We start from the raw sequence: 19629 nt of genomic DNA, 5'->3' as shown, positions 1-19629 counted from the left end.
CGCGCCCGATGGCAGGCCAGGTCTCCCTCTTTGGCATCCGGCATCACGGCCCCGGCTCCGCCCGGCGGCTGGTGGAGGCGCTCGACGCACTGAATCCGGTCGCGGTGTTGATCGAGGGCCCGGCGGATGCATCGGAGCTGCTGCCGATGCTCGCCGACCCCGATATGATGACGCCGGTGGCGCTGCTCACCTATGCCGAGGACGATCCGGCAAACGCCAGCTTCTTTCCCTTTGCCGACTATTCGCCGGAATACCAGGCCGCACGCTGGGCGGTGCGCCACGGCGCGATTTTGCGCTTCATCGATCTGCCGGCATCGGACCGGCTGGGCACCGCCGCCGGCGACATCGCGGAGGAAATTGCGGCGAGGGCCGAGGCCGATCCGGTCAGCCACGATCCGATCGGCGCGCTCGCCACCGCCGCCGGCTATGACGACGGCGAATCCTGGTGGTCCGACGTCATCGAGGAAAATCCCGCAACGGGCCCGATCTTCGCGGCCGTCGCCGATGCGATGACGGCGCTGCGCGCAGACGAAACATCACTGTCTGCCCGTGAGGCCGCGCGTGAAGCGCATATGCGGATCGAGATCGCGAAGGCGGCAAAGGAATGCGACGGCGCTGTGGCCGTCGTCTGCGGCGCCTGGCACGTGCCGGCGCTCACCGAGCGCCGCAGCCTTGCCGCCGATCGCGAATTGCTCAAGGGCCGGCCGAAGACGAAGATCAAGGCGACCTGGGCGCCGTGGACGGCGCCGCGCCTGTCGCGCGCCAGCGGCTATGGCGCAGGCGTGGTGGCGCCGGGATGGTGTGCACATGTCTGGGACACGCGCGAGCGTGATCGCGCCGTCGAGTGGCTCGCCAAGGTGACGCGCGTGCTGCGCGATCGCGGCCACTTCGTATCGACCGCATCGGTGATCGAGGCCCAGCGCCTGGGGACGGCACTCGCGGCGCTGCGCGGCCGCCCTGCGCCGGGTTTCGCAGAGCTGCGCGAGGCGGCGATCGCCTGTCTGTGCAACGGCGAGCGCGCGATGTGGGACGACATTTCGGCCGAGCTCCTGATCGGCGCGGGTGTGGGCGCAATCCCGGCGTCGACACCGCTCGCGCCGCTGCTCGAAGATCTGCAGCGGCAGCAGAAAGCGACGCGGCTCAAGCCGGAGGCGCTCGAACGGGCGCTGACACTCGATCTGCGCAGCGAAAGCGGCTTGATGCGCTCGACGCTGCTGCACCGGCTGAACGCGCTCGACGTGCCCTGGGGACGGCTGATGGATTCGGGGCGCAGTCGCGGTACGTTTCGCGAGAACTGGCAGCTGCGCTGGGAGCCGGAATTCGCGGTCAGGCTCGTGGAAAATCTCCTCTACGGATCGACCATCGCGGAAGCCGCGAGCGGGCGCCTGATCGAAGCGATGGGCAAGGAAGCCGAGCTTGGTCCGCTCGCGAGCCTGGTGCGCAACGCCATGATCGCCGACCTGTCTCGCGCTACCGAGTTCGGTATCGATGCGCTGGAGACCAAGGCGGCGCTGACGAGCGACGGCCCGTCGCTGCTGGCCGCACTGCCACCGATGGCCGACATCCTGCGCTATGGCGAGGCCCGCACCGGCACGGTCGAGCATCTGGCGGCGCTGATGCCACGCATCGTGGTGCAGGCGGCACTCGCCCTGCCCTATGCTGCGCGCAATCTGGACGGGCCCGCGGCGGCCAAGCTGCGCAGTGCGCTCCTCGCAGCCGACGCCGCGATTCAGCTCGCCCAGATCGAGACTGACATCGTGGCGAGTTGGCGCAATGCGCTGAGCGCGCTGATGGACGACGATCAGGCGACCCGGCTGATCGCCGGCACCGCGGCGCGGCTGCTCTACGAGGCCGAGCTTTTGACCGCCGATCATGCGGCGGACCTGCTGACGCGGATGCTCTCGCCCGGCACGCCGGTCGCGGAAGCTGCCGGCTTCTTCGAAGGCTTTTTCGAGGGCGCCGGCCAGCGGCTGATCCACGATGCGAGGCTGCGCGGCGCTGTCGATGCCTGGTTGATGACGCTGGACGGGGACGCGTTCACTGCCAGCCTGCCACTGTTCCGCCGCGTCTTCTCGGCGCTGGACCGCACCGAGCGCCGGCGATTGATGGACGCGCTGTTCGCGCGGGGCACCGATGGCGCGAAGGGCTATCGTCTGATCGCAGGCGCAGGGAAGATCTGGCCGGAGCATCAGGCCCGCGTGCTCGGGCTCCTCAAATCGGGAGCGGCGCGATGAGCGAGGCCGACGAACGCAGCCGCCGCTGGACACTAGCTCTCGGCGTCGATGCCGAAGGTGCCGAGAACAGCCCTGCCCTGTCCGCCAGCGACCGCCGCATGTCCGATGCGCTGACGGCGCTCTATGGCGACGGCGACGACGCACCGAAGAAGGGCCGCGGCGGGCTCGGCGGCTCGGCGCCGCGCGTCGCAAAATGGCTGGGTGATATCAGGGAGTTCTTCCCCGCGCCGGTGGTGCAGGTGATCCAGAAGGACGCCTTCGAGCGCAAGGGCTTGCGCCAGATGCTGATCGAGCCCGAATTCCTTGCTACGGTCGAGGCGGATGTGAGCCTGATCGCCGATCTGGTCGCGCTACGCGGCGTGATGCCGGAGAAGACCAAGGACACCGCGCGCATCGTGATCGGCAAGGTGGTGGCCGAGCTGATGGAACGGCTCGAGCGACGCACGGCGGACGCGGTCCGCGGCGCCCTGAACCGCTCGCTGCGCACCAATCGCCCGCGCTTTGCCGACATCGACTGGCCGCGCACCATCAAGGCCAATCTGCGCCATTACCAGCCGGAGCATCGCACCGTGGTGCCCGAACGGCTGATCGGCTTCCTGCGCCAGCAGCGGCGCATTGTCGATCTCGACGAGGTAATCCTGTGCGTCGACCAGTCGGGGTCGATGGCGACCTCCGTCGTCTATGCCTCGATCTTCGCGGCGGTGATGGCTTCGCTGCCCGTGGTCGCGACCAAGCTCGTCTGTTTCGATACCGCGATCGTCGACCTGACCGAGGAGCTCGCCGATCCCGTCGAGGTGCTGTTCGGCGTCCAGCTTGGCGGCGGCACCGACATCAATCGCGCCGTTGCTTATTGCGAGGAGCGGATCGAACGGCCGGCGAAAGCGCATCTGATCCTGATCACCGACCTCTATGAGGGCGGCAATGCGGATGAGCTGGTCGACCGGCTGGCGCGGCTCGCAACGCGCGGGATCAACGTGATCGTGCTGCTGGCGCTGACCGATACCGGCCACCCCTCCTACAATCCCGCGCTGTCCGCAAGGGTCGCAAACCTTGGCATCCCCGTCTTCGCCTGCACGCCGGATCAGTTCCCGGATCTGATGGCAACCGCGCTGAAGCGAGAGGACGTTGCCGGCTGGGCCGCGGACCAGGATATCAAGCTGATCCGGCCGGAGACGTAGGCATTCTGCTCGATCGGCTCTCGCGCGATTGACAGACGAGGATATCTGACTAAAGTCAGACATCATGCTCGATCCCGTCTCCCGCGTCCGCCGCTTCAATCGCGCCGTCACCTCTGCGGTTGGTGCGCTCGATACCTCGTTCCTGGGACGTGGGCGGCCGCTGGGCGCGGCGCGGGTGCTCAATGCGATCGGACATGGGCGTTCGGACGTGGCGGAGATCCGCGACTATCTCGGTCTCGATTCCGGGCTGATGAGCCGGCTGCTCCGCAGCCTCGAGGACGAAGGGTTGATCGAGACCGCCGCGCATGAGGACGATGCCCGCCGCCGGGTCGCGACGTTGACGCGCGCGGGCCGGCGCGAGTTCGCGGCCTATGAGGCGCTGTCGAACGCCCAGGCCGACGGCTTCCTCGCGCAACATCCGCAACGCGAGGCGCTGCTTGCGGCGATGGACCTGATCGCCTCCACCCTCACGCGCGAGCGAATTGCGCTCGACGAGATGGATCCGCGGAGCGCGGAAGCGCGTCACTGCCTCGGCGAGTACTATGCCGAGCTCGGCCGCCGTTTCAAGCAAGGCTTCGACGTCTCGCGCTCGCGCGATCCCGACGCCAAGGACATGCGCCGGCCACGCGGCACGTTCATTGTCGCAATGTCCGACACGCTGCCGATTGGCTGCGTCGGCTTGAAGGGCACCGACCACGGCTACGCCGAGATCAAGCGTCTGTGGGTCGCACCCGCCGCGCGCGGATTGCGGCTCGGCCGGCGCCTGATGGACGCAACCGAGGACGCTGCGCGCGGGCTCGGCATCACGCTGCTGCGGCTCGACACCAACAGCGCGCTGCCAGAGGCCGGCCAGCTCTACCGCACCACGGGCTGGCGCGAGATTTCGCGCTACAACGACGATCCCTACCCGGACCTGTTCTTTGAAAAGCGGCTGTGAGCTGGACCGGTTCGCGATGTCAGTGCGTTAGGGTCGAAGCCGCAGGGAGCTTCGATATGTCCAGAGACGACCTCGCCGACACCTACCGCAGCTACATCGCCTGCCTGAACCGGCAGGACTGGGCGGCACTCGGGCAATACGTGCATGACGATGTCGTCCACAACACCCGGCCGCTCGGCCTGTCCGGCTATCGCGCGATGCTGGAGCAGGACTTTCGCGAGATTCCGGATCTGCGTTTTGACATCGAGCTGCTGATGTCGGATCCGCCGGGGATCGCGGCGAGGCTGAAGTTCGACTGCACGCCGGTCGGGATATTCCTTGGGCTTGCCGTGAACGGGAAGCGCGTGTCCTTCGCCGAGCACGTGTTCTACGCGTTCCAGGATGGAAAGATCCGGCAGGTTTGGTCAGTGATCGACAAGGCGACGATCGAGGCGCAGCTCTGACGCTGCGCCTCGATCTCGACGTCACGCCGCGACCGGCGCCACTTGCCCTTGCGGCTTCGCGAACGGGCGAAACGTCATCGCCATCAGGAACGCGCCCAGGCCCATGGCCCAGGAGGCAATGTAGAGCCAGGCGTAGCTGGAGAACGCGTCGTAGATCAGACCGCCGGCAAGCGGGCCGGTGGCCATGCCGAGGCTGCCGGCCATCGCGGTGCCGCCGATCACCGTGCCCATCATCTTGAGCGGGAAATTCTCGCGGATGAGAACGGCGTAGAGCGGCATGGTGCCTGCATAGATGAAGCCGAAGACGGCCCCGACCGCGTAGAAGGTCGTAAGCTGATGCGCGAAGACGTAGGCCAGCGCGCCGAACGCCTGCAAGAACAGGCCCGAGACCAGCACGCGCTTGGCGCCGAAGCGGTCGCCCATAAGGCCGAAGGCAATGCGACCGCCGAGGCCGGCAAACCCCTCGATGCTGTAGATCGTCACCGCCGCGACCAGCGGAATGCCGCAGCTGATCGCATAGCTGACGGTGTGGATGATCGGACCGGAATGGGTGGCGCAGCAGAAGAAATTGGTCGCGAGCAGGATCAGGAATTGCGGCGAGCGCAGCGCCTCGCTTGTCGACATCTCGCCCTGCCCGGCCCCCGCGCCCATCGGCGCGGCCGCGGCCTGCACCAGCGCCGGCGGACGGCGCACCAGGAACGAGACCGGGATCATGATGGCGCCGACCACCAGCGCCATGATCTGCATCGAGGTGCGCCAATCGTGGCCGGAGACGAGCCAGGCCGCGAGCGGCGCCATCGTCATCGGCGCCATGCCCATGCCGGCCGACACCAGCGACACGGCGAGGCTGCGCTGAGTCTCGAACCAGCCGGTGACGGCCGCCATCATCGGCGCGAAGATCGCCGCGCAGGACGCGCCGACCAGGAGGCCGAACACGACCTGGAACGCCAGAAGCGAGGTCGCATGGCTCGCGGCGAACAGGCTGAGCGCCAGCACGGTCGATCCCGTCAGCACCACCGGCAGCGGCCCGAACCGGTCCGACAGCGTACCCCAGGCCATGCTCGTGAACGCCATCGCCAGAAAGCCGATCGTCATCGCGCTGGAAATGCCGGTCACCGACCAGCCAGTGTCCTTGGCGATCGGCTGCAGGAACACCGGCAGCGAAAACATGCCGCCGATGGCGACGCAGCCGAGCAGGCCTCCGGCGGCGACGATCACCCAGCGATAAGGGGATTGAGTCATTTTGGTCTCCCGTTAGATCTGTCTGGGGAGAAGACGAATGGGAACTGCGCCGGCCGACAATGCAACGGCATTTTTGCCGCAGGCTTTTGTGACCTGCCAACAAAACTCGAAAAACAACCCCATGCACAGTAGCCGGCCCCTGCGGGATCAATGACTTACCGACCAAGGAACGGCCGGCTCAGCGGTTCACGCCTTGCCGATGGCCGACATCACCACAGACTGGTTTGACACGCCGGGCAAAAACACCTGCAGAATATCATCATCCTGCAGATTATGATCTCGTCCACATGTCCGATCGTGACGATCCGTCCCGTCGCCGCGATAAGGCCGTGACTGCGTCCAACGATGCGCCGCATGCGCTCCGCCAATTGCAGGGAAATCCCTTCATGCCGAAGATCGATGTCGCCACTGTGCCGGCTCGCAAGGGCTCCGGCTATCCGGCACCCTTCAACGCTCCCTGCGCCGACCGCATCCGCAAGCGGCTCGGCGATGCCGGCGGCCTCACGGATTTCGGCATCAACCTGATGCGCCTGCCGCCGGGCGGCTGGTCGAGCCAGCGGCACTGGCATTCGCACGAGGACGAGTTCGTCTACATCCTCGAAGGCGAGGTGATGCTGATCGAGGACGGCGGCGAAACCGTGCTGCGCGCGGGCGATTGCGCCGCCTTCCCGAAAGGCACCGGCGATGGCCATCACATGATCAATCGATCGGACGTGACGGCGGTCTATCTCGAAGTCGGCTCGCGCTCGCAAGACGACCTCATCACCTGCTCCGACATCGACATGATGAGCCCGGTGTCCGACGGCCGGTTCCTGCACAAGGACGGCACGCCCTATCCGGACGCGTGAACGCCCGCAGCAAGCCTCACATGGCTGCGCTGCGGCGCCACGTGCTGACCGTGAGCCAGAGCGCCGAGACCAGGAAGTAGAGCGCCCCGACCGCAGCATAGCCCGCGACGTTCGCGATCGACGGAGCCGCAGGCATCGTGGCCTGAAAGACGAAGAAGCCGCCTGCGAGCGCTGATTGGCCGCCGCTGAGCACCATGGCCCATTGTGCACCGAAAAGCTTCCAGCGCCGCACGGCCGTGCCGAGCTGGAGCACCCCGGACAGGATCGCCCAGACCCCGAAGATTCCGAGCACCCAGTTCATGCTCACCTGCAGGGCCAGGATGACCGCGATAGTGGTCGCAAGGCTGACCAGCACGTTCAGGCCCTGCGTGCGGCTCTGGTTCAATCCGCCGCTGCAGAGCGCGTCGAGATAATTGGCCGCGGCGTCCCATGCCGGATACGCGACCAGCAGCGTTGCCGCGACGACCGCCGACGACGGCGCGATCGCAAAGGCCGCAATGACCCAGGCGACGGAAAACGCGGCCCGCAGGAAATAATACTGCTTCAGCCATTGCGGATGGTCGGCGATGTCCGAAGTCATCTCACGATTTATCATTGTCTTCTCCTTACCTACTAGTTGGTAGATTATACAGGACGCTTTGCAGCCTGTGTCACGCCTTCTTCGTGTCAGTGCCTGGTGGACAGCCGATCGAGCAGCGGCCGGGTGATGGTCCCGAACATCCTGGGATCGCCATAAGCGCGCGCCGACAGCATCGCGCCGTGAACGGTCGCCATGAATCCTTCAGCCTCGACCTTCGCGGTGCTGGAAAGATGCAGCCGTCCCTTCCGCTTGCCGCGCTCCAGCACCGAGGTCAGCCACGACGACAGGAAACGGAAATGCGCGCGGACTTCCAGCGCCACCTCTTCGGGGAGGATCGGAAGCTCGCTGGCAAGCAGCGCGCAGACGCAGAAGGGAGCGGTCGCGTCGGTGATGCAGGCCTCCCAATAGGCCACATAATTTTCGAGCTGGTCGCGGGGGTCCGGGATGTTGCGCTCGAGTGCCGCCAATCCCGCCTGCGCCTCCTCGCGATAGCGCGACACCAGGGTGCGGACCAGGTCGACCTTGCTGGCGAAATGATGGTGGATGCTCGGCTTGCGAATGCCGACCACCTCGGCGATGTCGGCATAACTGAAGCCGTTGTAGCCGCCCGCAATGATCAGCGAGCGCGCGCAGGCCAGGATATCGTCGGCGGTCGTGGAAACGTTGCTCATAGCGGATTAGCTACCTTCCAGTTGGTAGGTCGTCAAGACGGGATGCTTCAACGATCCGTGAATGCTAGGAGCCTGACATGACCATTCGCCCCATCGTCCGCTATCCCGACCGCCGGCTCGCGATTCCGGCCCGCCCCGTCACCGCGTTCGACGACGACTTGCGCGAGCTTGCGGCGGACCTGCTGGAGACGATGCGCGCTGCGCCCGGGATCGGCATCACCGCGCCGCATATCGGCCTGCCCTTGCGTGTCGTCGTGCTCGAGCTCGACGCCAAGGAGGGCCCCCTCACCTACGTCAATCCGGTCATTGAATGGGCGTCCCCCGAGATGATCATGCACCGCGAAGGCAGCGTCTCGATGCCCGGGGTCAACGACGAGGTGCAGCGCCACGCGCGCGTGCGGATCAGCTACCATGATCTCGGCGGCAACACGCGAACCGAGGAGTCGGACGCCTTGCGCGCCGTGTGTCACCAGCACGAGATCGACCAGCTCGACGGCATGTTCTGGATCCAGCGGCTGTCGCGGCTCAAGCGCGAGCGGCTGGTGAAGAAGTACGAGAAGATGTCGCGACCTTAAGCGGATCAGCGAAGCGCATCCGCTATCCGCCCGCGCCGGAGCAAGACGGATGGACTACGCCAGCGGCCTGCGCTTTCGCGCGGCCGCTGGCAACCCATGCGTTTTCTTTGAGAGGGTGTGACGAGCTTTCCAGATGCAACTGCTCTTTCAGAGCGAGGCGATCGGACCCTTCACACGCTCAGATCATCGGGCCTTGCCGGGGACAGGCGTGTTGAGCAGCTGCTGCTCCCACAGATACGCGATGCCGCTCCCGCCGGCATGCTGGGTGATCACCTCCGTCAGCGCGGCAGCTTGATCGGTCCGAGCCCAGTCGCGCTGCCATTCGGCGGCCAGCGCCAGCCAGGTCATCATATTCGCGCCCGCCGCGATCATGCGCTGGATCGCGACCTCGTGGGCCTCCACCGAAACGGCGCCAGAGGCGTCGGTGATAACAGTTACATCCCAGCCTTCGCCGAGAGCCTGAATCGCCGGCATCGCAACGCAAATTTCGGTCCACAGGCCCGCAATGACGAGCTGCTTGCGGCCCGTTGCCTTGACCGCGTTCACCACCTTTCGATCCTCCCAGGTGTTGATGAACGTCCGGTCGATCACTTCCTGGCCGGGGAAAACGTCCGTGATCTGAGGGAAAAGGAGACCACCCCGCTCAGCGACCACGGTGGTCAGGATCGTGGGAACGCCGAAGGCCTTGGCGGCCTTGGCCAGACCGGTCGTATTGTTGATCACCATCTGAGGTTCGTGGCTGTTCACGTTCGCGAGCTGGTACGGCTGGTGGTCGATCAGAACGAGCACCGAGTCTTCGGGACGAAGAAGCGAAGCAAGGCCGTTACGAAAAGTCATCGTTGCATCCTTTACTGCCGTTGTGAGCGGCACTGGTTTTTCTGAGACGTACGCCAGCAGCGACGTAGCCCGGCACCGAGATTGGTGTTCCCGGATGCGATACGGTAGTGTCGTGCCGCGGCACGCTGTGTCGCGGGAAGAGGAACGCTGAGTTGGATATCGAAGACATACGGACGTTCGTCGAAATCGCCGACGCCGGGGGAATTTCGGCCGCCGCGCTCCGGCTGGGCGTCGCCAAATCGATCGTCAGTCGTCGGCTTCTCCGGCTTGAAGCGGAACTTGGCGTCCAACTTCTTGCGAGAACGACCCGCGGGGCCGCGCTCACGGAGGCCGGCGTCACGTTTCGAGACCATGCAGCCAGAGTCTGCGCCGAGATCGATGCCGCGAGGGAGGCAGTTCTACCCGCCGGAGAGTTGCGCGGACGTTTGCGAGTTGCGGTGCCCTTTACTTTCGGCCCGACCCACTTCGCTCCCATCCTTGCGGAAATGGCCCGGCGCCATCCCCATCTTCAGATCCATACCTGTTACAGCGATCGCTTCGTCGATCTCATCGCAGAAGGATATGATTGCGCGATACGGCTTGGCTATCTTCCGGACTCCAATCTGATCGCAAGACGCGTTGGACCCATACATGGGAAGCTTGTCGCGAGCCCGGACTACATCAAGACCCATGGGTCGCCCGAATCGCCGGAGGATCTCGTCGCCCATGAGGCCCTCATGCAGGGCAACGAAGTGTGGCAACTCATGGATGGCGACAAGATCCTCACGGTGCGTCCGCAGGGTCGCTTCAAGGCCGACAACGGCACAGCTCTGGTTTTCGCTGCAACGGCAGGACTCGGGATCGCCTATCTTCCCGACAGCCTCACCCATGAATACGTAGCCTCCGGCGCGCTTTTGCCGGTCATGACACGATATCCCCCGTCTCCGGCGGGTGCCTATGTGGTCCGCCCGCCGGGCCAGCATCCCGCGCGGAAGATACGGGTCCTCACCGAATTGCTGATTGAGTATTGCGAGCCGGCTCTGCAGCCCGCGTAACCTCGCTCCCTCACCGTCAAGTTCGCGATTTCATCAAGCCCTCTTCCCGCTCCGCTTGGTAATGGGGGCGTTGCGACGCTCGCGCTTGCCGCGCGCGATCTCGGTTGCCAGCGCGTCCAGCTTGGGCTCCCAGAAATTACGGAACTGACCGATCCACGCATCCACCGCGCGAAGGCCCGCGACGTCGACCGAATAGAGCCGCCTTTGTGCCTCCGCCCGAACGTTTGCAAAGCCGCTCTCGCGCAGCACCTTGAGGTGCTGCGAGACGGCCGCCTGGGTGATCCCGAACTCGGCCCCGATCATTTCGACGACCTCACCGGACGCCATTTCGTTCCGGCCGAGCAGCTCGAGGATGCGGCGGCGCACGGGATCGGCGAGGACCTCGAAGACGTGCATCAGCTTCCTGTGCCGGGATGAGCGATGTCGGGCAGCATCTCGCCGCGATAGAACGCGATGGTGCGGTCCGAGCGCTGCTTCGCCGTGTCAGGATCGACCCCGCTCGCGACGTGCGCCGCCCGCCAAGACTCGCCGCTGGTCGTCATGAATTCCTTGCCCTCAGGCGAGCCCATCCAAGCCTCGGCCGTCTCGTGATCGACCGACGCTCCCGTCGCAACATATCGCTCCAGTCCCGCAAGTGCGAGGTCCCAACCGATCCCCACCGCACCCGGGCCGAACTGATTCCAATGATCCTCGATGATCGCGGTGTGCTCAAGCGTCAAACGCGCCTGGCTTCGTTCGGCTGCCAGCTTGACGTCGATCCAGCTCACCGCCCCTGCAAACTCCCACGTTGCGGCAAAATGGGTCGGCGGCATACATGCGGTGATGGTGCCGCCCGCATTGCCCTTGAGCTGATACCTTCCGCCTAGCTGGAGGTCTCCCTCGACCGGCAAGAACCAGCGCGGAATGCGCTCGCTGCTGGTCACGGCGTCCCAGAGATCCTCGACGCTGGTGTCGTAGAGCCGCGTCAGTGTCACTGCGCTCGCAGGTTTGCCGTCTTTCTCGAAGGTCTTCACCGAGCGCGTCACAAGCCCCAGGACCCTGGCGACATCGATCTGCATTGCGTTCCTCCCTATCTTTTTGCGCGAAGGAGGAATATCGAGCAACACTAATATAAGTCAACACTTATATTAAGCGCTATCGCTGCGTCAAACCGCCTCGCAGGCGGCGTGAACAAAACACCCGCTCACGCGTCTATCCGTCCCCACCCCGCCATGGCTGGTCTCAACGGAAGGCTTTCATGAAAGTTCGCAGAATCGCCATCGCCGACGCATCGTTCGAACGCTCGCCGGGACAGGACGGCGAGATCTTCGCCGCCAATGTGATCGACCAGCGTCACGGCGGACCGATCACCATCGGCTTCGGCCGCTACGCGCCGAATCAAAGCCTGGACGAAAAGCTCACCGTCGACGACGTCATGCTCGTCCTGGAAGGAAAACTCTCGGTATCAAGCGACGGCACCACCGTCACCGCGGGTCCCGGCGAGATCGTCTACATGCCGAAGGGCGAAACAGTCACCATCCGCTCGCACGAGCAAGGCGCCGTCACCGCCTACGTCACCTGTCCGCATTGGCAGGAGGCGCATTGACGGCGCCGCTTAGCAGTGATGGCCATCGACCGATCTTGCGGTTTTGGCTGACCTTGTAGCCCGGATGGAGCGCAGCGCAATCCGGGGTTCGTTCTGCACGGGCCGTCGCGCGATGCGGTTGGTCTGTCCCGGATTACGCTTTCGCTCCATCCGGGCTACGACGACGCCGGCTTCCGCGCGCCTACCCGCCCGCCATCAGCGCCTTCGCCAGCGCCATATACGCCGGCAGCGTCACCGGATTCGTTGGCGGCGTTGCCCGCCATGGGATGCGAGGCGTAGCGCGCGATCACCATCTCGGCTTTGGGATCGATGTAGATGCCCTGGCCGTGAACGCCGCGCGCCATGTAGGCGCCGTGGGCGTTATGGCTGATCCACCATTGATTGCGATACGACGCGCCCGGCAGCGTGGTGTAGCCGGCCGGCTTGAATTTCGCAGGATCGCCGCCGCGCGCGATGTCCTCGATCACCCGGGACGGCACGATCTGGCGGCCGTTGAAGCGGCCGTGGTTGCGCATGGTCTCGCCGAAGCGGGCGAGATCGCGCAAGGTGGTGGAGAGCCCGCCGCCGCCGCTCTCGGTGCCGATGCGGTCGACGTGATAGTGCGCGTCCTCCTCCGCACCCATCGGCTGCCAGATGCGCTCGGACAGAAGATCGGACAGCGTCATGCCGCTGGCGCGCCTGATGATCCAGGCCAGCACGTCGGTGTTGACGGTCTTGTAGGCAAACGCCCTGCCGTGCTCGCCCTGCTTCTTCTGCGCCATCAGAAACTCGAAGATGGTGGTCGCGCCTTCATAACCCGGCGGGATCGGCGCCATGCCGTTCGCCCGCCGCAGGCCCCACACATCCGAATTCTTGTCGGTATAGACCTCGGTGTATGCGAGCCCCGTGGTCATATCCATGACCTCGTGCACGCGCGCGTCCCCGAACGCGCTCGCCTTCAGCTCCGGCACATAATCCGTCACCAGTGCATGCGGATCGATCCTGCCCTCGGCAACCAGAAGCCCTGCGAGCACGCCGGTGAACGACTTCGTCACCGACATCGCGATATGCGGCTTGTGCGGCTTCAACGCGCCGAAATAGCGCTCATAGATCAGCTTGCCCCGATGCAGCACCACGATGCCGTCGGCATAGGTCTCCTCCAGCATCTTTTCAAACGTCATGGGCCGGCCGTCCAAAGTGGTCGAGGCGACCGCGCCGATGTCATGATCCTCCCGCGGCAGCACCGAAGCCGGCCCGCCCCGCGCCAGACGTTCACCGTCGGCACCAGCTGACGGATGTTGCTCCAGGCCCAGCGGAGCTCCGGGAAGCTGCGGAACGAGCCGTCCTGGAAGGTGATGGTGCGGCCCGGCGCCGGCGGGAAGCCCTGCATCCAACCGAGGGTTTCGGGATCGGATTCGGCCGCCGTGGCAGGCGGCTGGCTTGGCGCGATTGCAGTGGACATGCGAGCTGGCTCCGGAGAGGACGACGCGGATGGCGTATCACGGCAGAGCGTGACGGACATCCGACGTTTGCGCTGGGTGCCTGCGCGCGCCGTTCACCACCGCGCTGTCGCACTCCCGAGCACGGTCCGTCCCTGCGTGAAAGAGCAGGTCCCGCCATTACAGATTGGAACGCGCTCATCCGACAGATTGCGCGCGTTCACGGCCAACCGCATGCCGCGATAGTCGTAATGCGCACCCGCATCAAACGCCATGACGGCGGGATTTCTGATCGTGTTGACCTCATCCGCCCAGGTCTGCCCGATCCAGCGCGCACCGGCACCGATGCCAAAGCCTGCAAGCGGGCCGCTTTGCCAGGTGTAGTCGAGGAAGATCGCGGCCTGCTGCAACGGCACGCCGATCGGGACCTTACCGAGATCGAGGCCGTTGCTGCGCGTGACGGTGGCATCGGTATAGCTGTAGGAGGCGATGCCTTTCAGACCCTCGGCCAATGACAGCACCGCTTCGAGCTCCGCGCCACGCGAACGGACCTGGCCGGTCTGCACCGAGAAGGCGGGAAACGCCGGATCGATGGTCAGCACGTTGTCCTTGGTGAGATTGAACCAGGTCGCGGTGAAGTAACTGTTCCAGCCAAGCGGCTGATATTTGATGCCGGCTTCGAACGATTCACCCGTTGTCGGCGCAAATGGCGTGCCGCCGCGCTGGGGGGCCGTCGTGCCGGTCAGCGGCAAAAACGACGTCGCATAGTTGACATAAGGGGCAAGGCCGGACTCGAACAGGTACAACAATCCGGCGCGGCCCGTGAACTTGCTGGGCGCGCTATCGCTCGTCAGACCCGACAGGTCGTTGCGGTTCGAGAGCTCGGCAAAATCCTGACGGCCGCCGATGGTCAGCCGCCAGCCGCCCCACGCCATCTGATCTTGTGCGTAAAGCCCGACTTGCCCGAGCGTTTGGCTGTTGGTGCTCATCAGCCCCAGAGGCGTCGTCGGCGCCGAGCTGCCGTAGACCGGATTCGTCAGATCGAGCGACGGCGCCAGGCCCGCATAATAGTCCAGCGTCGTGCCTTGCCGGAAATAGTCGACGCCGGCGAGCACCGTATGCTTGACCGGACCGGTGACCAGCTTGGCCTCGATTTGATTATCGACGTTGAAAGTGTTCAGCCATTCCCGGAACGTCGCGCCATAGCGGTTGAGCGTGCGTCCGTCGGGCGAGAGGCTGAGTGCATCGACCATGTTGCCCTCGAACGAGACGTGCCCGATCCGGACATGCTGCCGGAAGGCCAGCGCCTCATTGACGCGATGGTCGAGCCTGTACCCGATCGAGGCCTGCCATTGCGTGAGCGCGTCGAATGCGGGGTCGCCGAGACGAATATTGGTGACCACGCCCGTCACCGGGTTGCGCAGATAATACGGCCACATCGACGTCTTGCTGCGCTCATAGTCGGCCAGCACGGTGAGCGTCGTATCCTCGCCCAGCTTGGCGGTAAAGCTCGGAGCAAGGAACACGCGGTCATCCCAGGTCCCGGGGATTTGCGTGCCGCTGTCACGTACCAGGCCGGTGAAGCGGTAAAGCAGCTTGTCGTTGTCGAGGGTTGGCCCGCTGAAGTCGAACCTGCCCTGATAGCGATCGAAATTTCCGATATCGAGGCCGACCTCATTGAACCGCTTGTCGAGCGGCATCTTGCTCACATAGTTCACCATGCCGCCGGCTTCGTTGGCGCCGTACAGCACCGATGACGGACCGCGCATCACCTCGATTCGCTCGGCGCCATAAGGTTCGTTGCGGAAATAGGCGAACGAACCATTGCCCTGCCGCAAGCCGTCACGATAATTGCCGTACACGTTGGCCGCAAATCCCCGGATCAGAAACTGATCATAGCGGGGATCGAAGCCGTAGGGCTGCGTCTGCACACCGGCGGTGTAGGCCAACGCCTCGCCGACCGTTCGCGCGCCGGTGTCGCGGATCTGATCTTGGGTCACGACCGAGATGGACTGCGGCGTCTCGATCAGCGCCGTGTTCGTCTTGGTGCCGGTGGCGCTGCGCGTAGCGACGAAGCCCTGGACGGGACCGATCGCGCTCTGCAGCGTCGGGGCCGACGCCGGAGCTCCCGCCGCAAGCTGTGCTGCCCTTGGCGGATTCGCGCGTTGTAACGGTCGCCGCACGTTGCTTGCGGCTCCAGCCCGCGCGGCTTGCGCGCGGCGGGCCTGCGCCGGAGCTTCAACGGTCACTGGAGGTAGCTGAGCTTGAGCGTAACTCTTGCCGTCAAAGCCTGCATCCAACACAAACAAACTGCAGGTCGCGAGAAAACCACGCCTCACGGCATTCAAACCCAGCATTCCAATCCCCGGTTAGAGAACAACCTCAGCTGCGGACTTATGTGCACACGGCAACGGGGAAACGAAATTGAATGGGTCTAAACAATGCTCTCTCGTCGCGACTGTGGCATTGTTGCGACTCTGGTCCTGTAAGCGCAGCATGCGACAAGTTGGACGTCGCGCCTGCCTCGGGACAAATCCCGAGCGCCACGCGGAATAGTCCTTCGCACATCCGGATTCCCAGGCTTTGACGCGCGATGCATCACCTCATGCTCCTGAGATCGAATGCACCGGCGGCCCATCTTTCAGTTTAGCCGCACGGGCAGCAAAGCGCGAGCACGTCACGCCGATTGCGACACGCATCACCACGATTGCAGCGCCGGGGTCGAGGCGCTAAACCGCCAGATGCCCCTGCCAGCATCCGCCCTGCGGCCTCAAGGAAATCCCACGCTCAACGGAATCCAAGCATGAATACAGTTCTTTCGATCGTCGTCCTGGCTACCGAGATTCTCGCCAGCGCATTGAGCGCCTTCGTTTCGTTGGCTGCACTCGGCTTCGCGGGAGAAGCCACGCGATCCAAGGATTTGACTGCCCTTGGCTGGGCCCTTGGGGCGCTTTACCTCATCGTCGCTTTCACGCCACTCGTCGCAACTGGATGGGTCGCGTACAGAAGATTCTTTTCAGAACAGGCTTTTCCTGTGCTCGAAATCGTTTCGTCGCCATACCTGGTCCCGGTGGTGCTATGGGTCGGCGCCGCGATTTTCTGCATTGGACTTTTGGCGCTTCAGAACGGCGCGGGGTTGGCTCCGCGGTAGATTGAGCCCATTGACTCGCAGGATGGCTGCCTGCGCAACGGTCAGAACGGCGGCCGCGCGCCGAATGAAGCAGGCACGCCCAGCGGCTCTAGGCGATCTCAAGAAGATGCGGATGGCGCGACGTGCTCCGCGACTCTCGCCTGCCCTTCATTGAGCGCAATGAAGTTGTGTGCGCTGTCAGCGTAATTTCCGAAATTCAAGAGAATCGCTGCCGAGTGCCCAAGCGCAACCGAACAACAAGCCCGCTTCGCTTATTGCTTGAAGCAATACTCGCGGTGCCACTTTAAGAAATGCGGATGTGGGCGATCTGATAGCCGCCGCGGGGGAAGTGCCTGGCCAGTCTTGTTGATAATTGACCGCACGTCATCGGGATCGTTCGTCTGGCGCGAGATTAATATCTCCAAATTATCCGAAAGGCTGATGAGACCGCGATCGAACATCCAATGCGCGGTGCCAGAAAGAGCGATGCCATTGCTGATGATGTCTGGCCCGTTTGCCTCAACCGGTCGTATGTGAGCGGCAGCAACTTCCGCACGCCCCATCCCGTTGATGAGTTTTAGGCCGGTGATAGCGCAACGCTCATCGTAGGCGCGGAGCACGATACGACGAAAGACCCGATCGCGGATAACTCTCGACACGGTCAGACTGACACGGTCGCGCTCCTGGTCTAACCTGAACGGCGCCTGCTCCTCGTTGAGATCGAGCGATCGAACATCGTCATCGCGCCGGGGTAGCAGCGGCACATTCTCCGCCAAACCAAGTTCGCATATCCTAGTGAAATCGTCGCGAGAGATTGGACGGACTGCCGACTGAGCGCGGCCCGAAATTCGTCCCTGCTCATTCAGGACCCCGCGCTCCACGGGACCTGTCGGACCGTTGAACGGGACCGGATTGGCGAAGTCTAGGTAGCTTCCAGGCTCGATCAGAGCGAGATACATGCCCGAAGTACCGGGGTCAGGAATTACCTGCTGAACCCGGGCGATCGCAAAGTAGCCGCGCGTCTCGGCGACCTTGCTTGGTTCGTAATAGATTATCCAATCGCCGACACAGGCTTCAACGCGACGCAAATACTGACCGGGAAACTGATACCGTTCAGCAGGGCTGTCATCATAGATCGAGTCCGATCGATGGATGAATACCCCAAATCCCATGATCTATGCGACGCCGCCTCTTCGGAGCGATACTCCACATTGAATAGCCGCCCCTACTCCCACTCGATCGTCCCAGGCGGCTTGCTCGTCACGTCATACACCACCCGGTTCACGCCCTTCACCTCGTTGATGATGCGCGTCGCCGTCTCGCCCAGGAACTTCATGTCGAACTGATAGAAGTCCGCGGTCATGCCGTCGGTTGACGTGACGGCGCGCAGGCCGACGACGTAGTCGTAGGTGCGGCCGTCGCCCATGACGCCCACCGTCTTCACCGGGAGCAGCACGGCGAAGGCCTGCCAGATCTCGTCGTAGAGGCCGTGCTTGCGGATCTGGTCGATGTAGACGGCGTCGGCCTTGCGCAGGATGTCGAGCTTGTCGCGGGTGATGTCGCCGGGGCAACGGATGGCGAGGCCCGGGCCCGGGAACGGGTGGCGGCCGACGAAGATCTCGGGAAGGCCGAGCTCGCGCCCTAACTTGCGCACCTCGTCCTTGAACAGCTCGCGCAGGGGCTCGACGAGCTTCATGTTCATGCGGTCAGGCAGGCCGCCGACATTGTGGTGCGACTTGATCGTCACCGAGGGGCCGCCGGTGAAGGAGACGCTCTCGATCACATCAGGATAGAGCGTGCCTTGCGCGAGGAAGTCGGCGCCGCCGATCTTCTTGGCTTCCGCTTCGAACACCTCGATGAAGAGGCGGCCGATGGTCTTGCGCTTGGTTTCCGGATCGGTGACGCCTTCGAGCTCGCCCAAAAACTGTTTTGAGGCATCCACGTGGACGAGCGGGATGTTGTAGTGGTGGCGGAACAGGTCGACCACCGTCTTGGCTTCATCGAGGCGCAAGAGACCATGATCGACGAAGACGCAGGTGAGCTGGTCGCCGATGGCCTCGTGAATCAAGACGGCCGCGACGGCGGAATCGACGCCGCCGGAGAGGCCGCAGATCACCTTGCCCTTGCCGACCTGGCCGCGGATCTTCGCGATCTCCTCCTCGCGGAAGGCGCGCATGGTCCAGTCGCCGGACAGGCCTGCGATCTTGCGCACGAAGTTACGGATCAGCTTGGCGCCGTCGGGCGTGTGCACGACTTCGGGGTGGAACATCAGGCCGTAATATTTGCGCTTCTCGTCCTGGATGATGGCGAACGGCGCGTTAGGCGAAGTGCCTGCGACGGAGAAGCCCGGCGGCATCTTCGTGATGCGGTCGCCATGGCTCATCCAGACCTGGTTCTTGCCGCCCGGCGACCAGACGTCCTCGAACAGCTTGCTCGGCGCCTTGACCTCGACATCGGCACGGCCGAATTCGCGGTGATGGCCGCCCTCGACCTCGCCGCCGAGTTGCGCTGCCATGGTCATCTGGCCGTAGCAGATGCCCATCACGGGCACGCCGGAATCGAAGATGGCCTGGGGGGCGCGGGGCGAGCCGGCCTCATGCACCGATTCAGGGCCGCCGGAGAGGATCACCGCTTTCGGCTTCATCTCGTCGAAGGCGGCTTCGGCCTTGTTGAACGGGACGATCTCGCAATAGACCCCGTCCTCGCGCACGCGACGCGCGATCAGCTGCGTCACCTGGCTGCCGAAGTCGACGATGAGAATCTTGTCGTGCGCCGAGGCCACCGAGGGCGTCGACGCGGAGCGGTCGTTCTGTGCTGCTGTCATGGCCAGCAAATACGCTGGCAGCGCGCGCGCCGCAACCGCGGGGCGCGCGCGCCCACATTCTTCTTTGGGCATGGACAAAGCCAATATAGGTAA

Annotated in this window: 18 protein-coding genes and 1 pseudogene; 9 read left to right on the top strand and 10 right to left on the bottom strand. The window is 64.3% G+C overall.

Annotated features, from left to right (window positions below):
• Window positions 1–8 precede the first annotated feature (8 nt).
• From IVA81_RS05200 to IVA81_RS05185, 4 genes are all read left to right on the top strand, one after another.
• Window positions 9–2234 (top strand): DUF5682 family protein, encoded by a 2226-nt coding sequence (locus IVA81_RS05200; RefSeq protein ID WP_247313205.1) that lies wholly within the window; start codon window positions 9–11, stop codon window positions 2232–2234.
• Window positions 2231–3412 carry a VWA domain-containing protein gene (locus IVA81_RS05195; RefSeq protein WP_247313202.1) on the top strand — a complete coding sequence of 394 codons (1182 nt, stop codon included), beginning with the start codon at window positions 2231–2233 and terminating at the stop codon, window positions 3410–3412. The genes IVA81_RS05200 and IVA81_RS05195 overlap by 4 nt, the downstream gene beginning before the upstream one ends.
• 64 nt (window positions 3413–3476) lie before the next feature.
• Complete coding sequence (locus tag IVA81_RS05190; protein WP_247313199.1) at window positions 3477–4349, top strand: bifunctional helix-turn-helix transcriptional regulator/GNAT family N-acetyltransferase; 873 nt, start codon at window positions 3477–3479, stop codon at window positions 4347–4349.
• A gap of 56 nt (window positions 4350–4405) precedes the next feature.
• A complete protein-coding gene (locus IVA81_RS05185) occupies window positions 4406–4792 on the top strand; it encodes an ester cyclase (protein WP_247313196.1) in 387 nt (128 codons plus the stop codon).
• A 21-nt stretch (window positions 4793–4813) separates the two neighbouring features.
• Here IVA81_RS05185 and IVA81_RS05180 read toward each other — a convergent pair whose 3' ends face one another.
• Window positions 4814–6034 (bottom strand): MFS transporter, encoded by a 1221-nt coding sequence (locus tag IVA81_RS05180; RefSeq protein ID WP_247313194.1) that lies wholly within the window; start codon window positions 6032–6034, stop codon window positions 4814–4816.
• A 386-nt stretch (window positions 6035–6420) separates the two neighbouring features.
• Here IVA81_RS05180 and IVA81_RS05175 point away from each other — a divergent pair, with 386 nt between their 5' ends.
• Window positions 6421–6882, top strand: a complete 462-nt coding sequence (locus tag IVA81_RS05175; RefSeq protein ID WP_247313340.1) for a cupin domain-containing protein — start codon at window positions 6421–6423, stop codon at window positions 6880–6882.
• 16 nt (window positions 6883–6898) lie between these two features.
• Here the strand turns inward: IVA81_RS05175 and IVA81_RS05170 are convergent, their stop codons facing one another.
• Complete coding sequence (locus IVA81_RS05170) at window positions 6899–7477, bottom strand: DUF308 domain-containing protein (protein WP_247313191.1); 579 nt, start codon at window positions 7475–7477, stop codon at window positions 6899–6901.
• A gap of 71 nt (window positions 7478–7548) precedes the next feature.
• Window positions 7549–8133, bottom strand: coding sequence for a TetR/AcrR family transcriptional regulator (locus IVA81_RS05165; protein ID WP_247313188.1), 585 nt, complete (start codon window positions 8131–8133; stop codon window positions 7549–7551).
• Between the two features lie 77 nt (window positions 8134–8210).
• Here IVA81_RS05165 and IVA81_RS05160 point away from each other — a divergent pair, with 77 nt between their 5' ends.
• Entirely contained in the window at window positions 8211–8708 is a 498-nt protein-coding gene (locus IVA81_RS05160) for a peptide deformylase (RefSeq protein WP_247313185.1), read from the top strand.
• Window positions 8709–8891: 183 nt separating this feature from the next.
• Here the strand turns inward: IVA81_RS05160 and IVA81_RS05155 are convergent, their stop codons facing one another.
• Window positions 8892–9545 (bottom strand): hydrolase, encoded by a 654-nt coding sequence (locus IVA81_RS05155; RefSeq protein ID WP_247313182.1) that lies wholly within the window; start codon window positions 9543–9545, stop codon window positions 8892–8894.
• A gap of 152 nt (window positions 9546–9697) precedes the next feature.
• Here IVA81_RS05155 and IVA81_RS05150 point away from each other — a divergent pair, with 152 nt between their 5' ends.
• A complete protein-coding gene (locus tag IVA81_RS05150) occupies window positions 9698–10579 on the top strand; it encodes a LysR family transcriptional regulator (RefSeq protein WP_247313179.1) in 882 nt (293 codons plus the stop codon).
• A gap of 33 nt (window positions 10580–10612) precedes the next feature.
• Here the strand turns inward: IVA81_RS05150 and IVA81_RS05145 are convergent, their stop codons facing one another.
• Entirely contained in the window at window positions 10613–10975 is a 363-nt protein-coding gene (locus IVA81_RS05145) for a metalloregulator ArsR/SmtB family transcription factor (protein ID WP_247313177.1), read from the bottom strand.
• A complete protein-coding gene (locus tag IVA81_RS05140; RefSeq protein WP_247313175.1) occupies window positions 10975–11637 on the bottom strand; it encodes an SRPBCC family protein in 663 nt (220 codons plus the stop codon). Before IVA81_RS05140 ends, IVA81_RS05145 begins: the two co-directional genes overlap by 1 nt.
• A 179-nt stretch (window positions 11638–11816) precedes the next feature.
• On the opposite strand from IVA81_RS05140, the gene IVA81_RS05135 reads away from it, so the two are divergent.
• Window positions 11817–12164 (top strand): cupin domain-containing protein, encoded by a 348-nt coding sequence (locus IVA81_RS05135; RefSeq protein WP_247313172.1) that lies wholly within the window; start codon window positions 11817–11819, stop codon window positions 12162–12164.
• Between the two features lie 181 nt (window positions 12165–12345).
• On the opposite strand, the pseudogene IVA81_RS05130 reads toward IVA81_RS05135, so the two are convergent.
• Both IVA81_RS05130 and IVA81_RS05125 read right to left on the bottom strand, forming a co-directional pair.
• Window positions 12346–13605, bottom strand: a pseudogene (locus IVA81_RS05130) (serine hydrolase).
• 93 nt (window positions 13606–13698) lie between these two features.
• Complete coding sequence (locus tag IVA81_RS05125; RefSeq protein WP_247313169.1) at window positions 13699–15765, bottom strand: TonB-dependent siderophore receptor; 2067 nt, start codon at window positions 15763–15765, stop codon at window positions 13699–13701.
• A gap of 620 nt (window positions 15766–16385) precedes the next feature.
• Here IVA81_RS05125 and IVA81_RS05120 point away from each other — a divergent pair.
• A complete protein-coding gene (locus IVA81_RS05120; protein ID WP_247313166.1) occupies window positions 16386–16733 on the top strand; it encodes a hypothetical protein in 348 nt (115 codons plus the stop codon).
• A 251-nt stretch (window positions 16734–16984) separates the two neighbouring features.
• On the opposite strand, the gene IVA81_RS05115 is transcribed toward IVA81_RS05120, so the two are convergent.
• Together IVA81_RS05115 and guaA are read right to left on the bottom strand one after the other, a co-directional pair.
• Window positions 16985–17884 carry an HNH endonuclease gene (locus IVA81_RS05115; RefSeq protein ID WP_247313163.1) on the bottom strand — a complete coding sequence of 300 codons (900 nt, stop codon included), beginning with the start codon at window positions 17882–17884 and terminating at the stop codon, window positions 16985–16987.
• A gap of 53 nt (window positions 17885–17937) precedes the next feature.
• A complete protein-coding gene (gene guaA, locus IVA81_RS05110; RefSeq protein WP_247313337.1) occupies window positions 17938–19536 on the bottom strand; it encodes a glutamine-hydrolyzing GMP synthase in 1599 nt (532 codons plus the stop codon).
• Window positions 19537–19629 lie beyond the last annotated feature (93 nt).

The sequence above is a fragment of the Bradyrhizobium sp. 141 genome, assembly GCF_023074055.1.
GTDB lineage: Bacteria > Pseudomonadota > Alphaproteobacteria > Rhizobiales > Xanthobacteraceae > Bradyrhizobium.
Note: the sequence above shows the minus strand (reverse complement) of the source record. Positions and strands in the feature narration are given on the sequence as shown.

What these genes read in the sequence shown, in the direction of transcription:
- IVA81_RS05200 (WP_247313205.1), top strand. Translation starts at nt 9, where the DNA reads ATGGCAGGCCAGGTCTCCCTCTTTGGCATCCGGCATCACGGCCCCGGC.
- IVA81_RS05195 (WP_247313202.1), top strand. Translation starts at nt 2,231, where the DNA reads ATGAGCGAGGCCGACGAACGCAGCCGCCGCTGGACACTAGCTCTCGGC.
- IVA81_RS05190 (WP_247313199.1), top strand. Translation starts at nt 3,477, where the DNA reads ATGCTCGATCCCGTCTCCCGCGTCCGCCGCTTCAATCGCGCCGTCACC.
- IVA81_RS05185 (WP_247313196.1), top strand. Translation starts at nt 4,406, where the DNA reads ATGTCCAGAGACGACCTCGCCGACACCTACCGCAGCTACATCGCCTGC.
- IVA81_RS05180 (WP_247313194.1), bottom strand. Translation starts at nt 6,034, where the DNA reads ATGACTCAATCCCCTTATCGCTGGGTGATCGTCGCCGCCGGAGGCCTG.
- IVA81_RS05175 (WP_247313340.1), top strand. Translation starts at nt 6,421, where the DNA reads ATGCCGAAGATCGATGTCGCCACTGTGCCGGCTCGCAAGGGCTCCGGC.
- IVA81_RS05170 (WP_247313191.1), bottom strand. Translation starts at nt 7,477, where the DNA reads ATGATAAATCGTGAGATGACTTCGGACATCGCCGACCATCCGCAATGG.
- IVA81_RS05165 (WP_247313188.1), bottom strand. Translation starts at nt 8,133, where the DNA reads ATGAGCAACGTTTCCACGACCGCCGACGATATCCTGGCCTGCGCGCGC.
- IVA81_RS05160 (WP_247313185.1), top strand. Translation starts at nt 8,211, where the DNA reads ATGACCATTCGCCCCATCGTCCGCTATCCCGACCGCCGGCTCGCGATT.
- IVA81_RS05155 (WP_247313182.1), bottom strand. Translation starts at nt 9,545, where the DNA reads ATGACTTTTCGTAACGGCCTTGCTTCGCTTCTTCGTCCCGAAGACTCG.
- IVA81_RS05145 (WP_247313177.1), bottom strand. Translation starts at nt 10,975, where the DNA reads ATGCACGTCTTCGAGGTCCTCGCCGATCCCGTGCGCCGCCGCATCCTC.
- IVA81_RS05140 (WP_247313175.1), bottom strand. Translation starts at nt 11,637, where the DNA reads ATGCAGATCGATGTCGCCAGGGTCCTGGGGCTTGTGACGCGCTCGGTG.
- IVA81_RS05135 (WP_247313172.1), top strand. Translation starts at nt 11,817, where the DNA reads ATGAAAGTTCGCAGAATCGCCATCGCCGACGCATCGTTCGAACGCTCG.
- IVA81_RS05120 (WP_247313166.1), top strand. Translation starts at nt 16,386, where the DNA reads ATGAATACAGTTCTTTCGATCGTCGTCCTGGCTACCGAGATTCTCGCC.
- IVA81_RS05115 (WP_247313163.1), bottom strand. Translation starts at nt 17,884, where the DNA reads ATGGGATTTGGGGTATTCATCCATCGATCGGACTCGATCTATGATGAC.
- guaA (WP_247313337.1), bottom strand. Translation starts at nt 19,536, where the DNA reads ATGACAGCAGCACAGAACGACCGCTCCGCGTCGACGCCCTCGGTGGCC.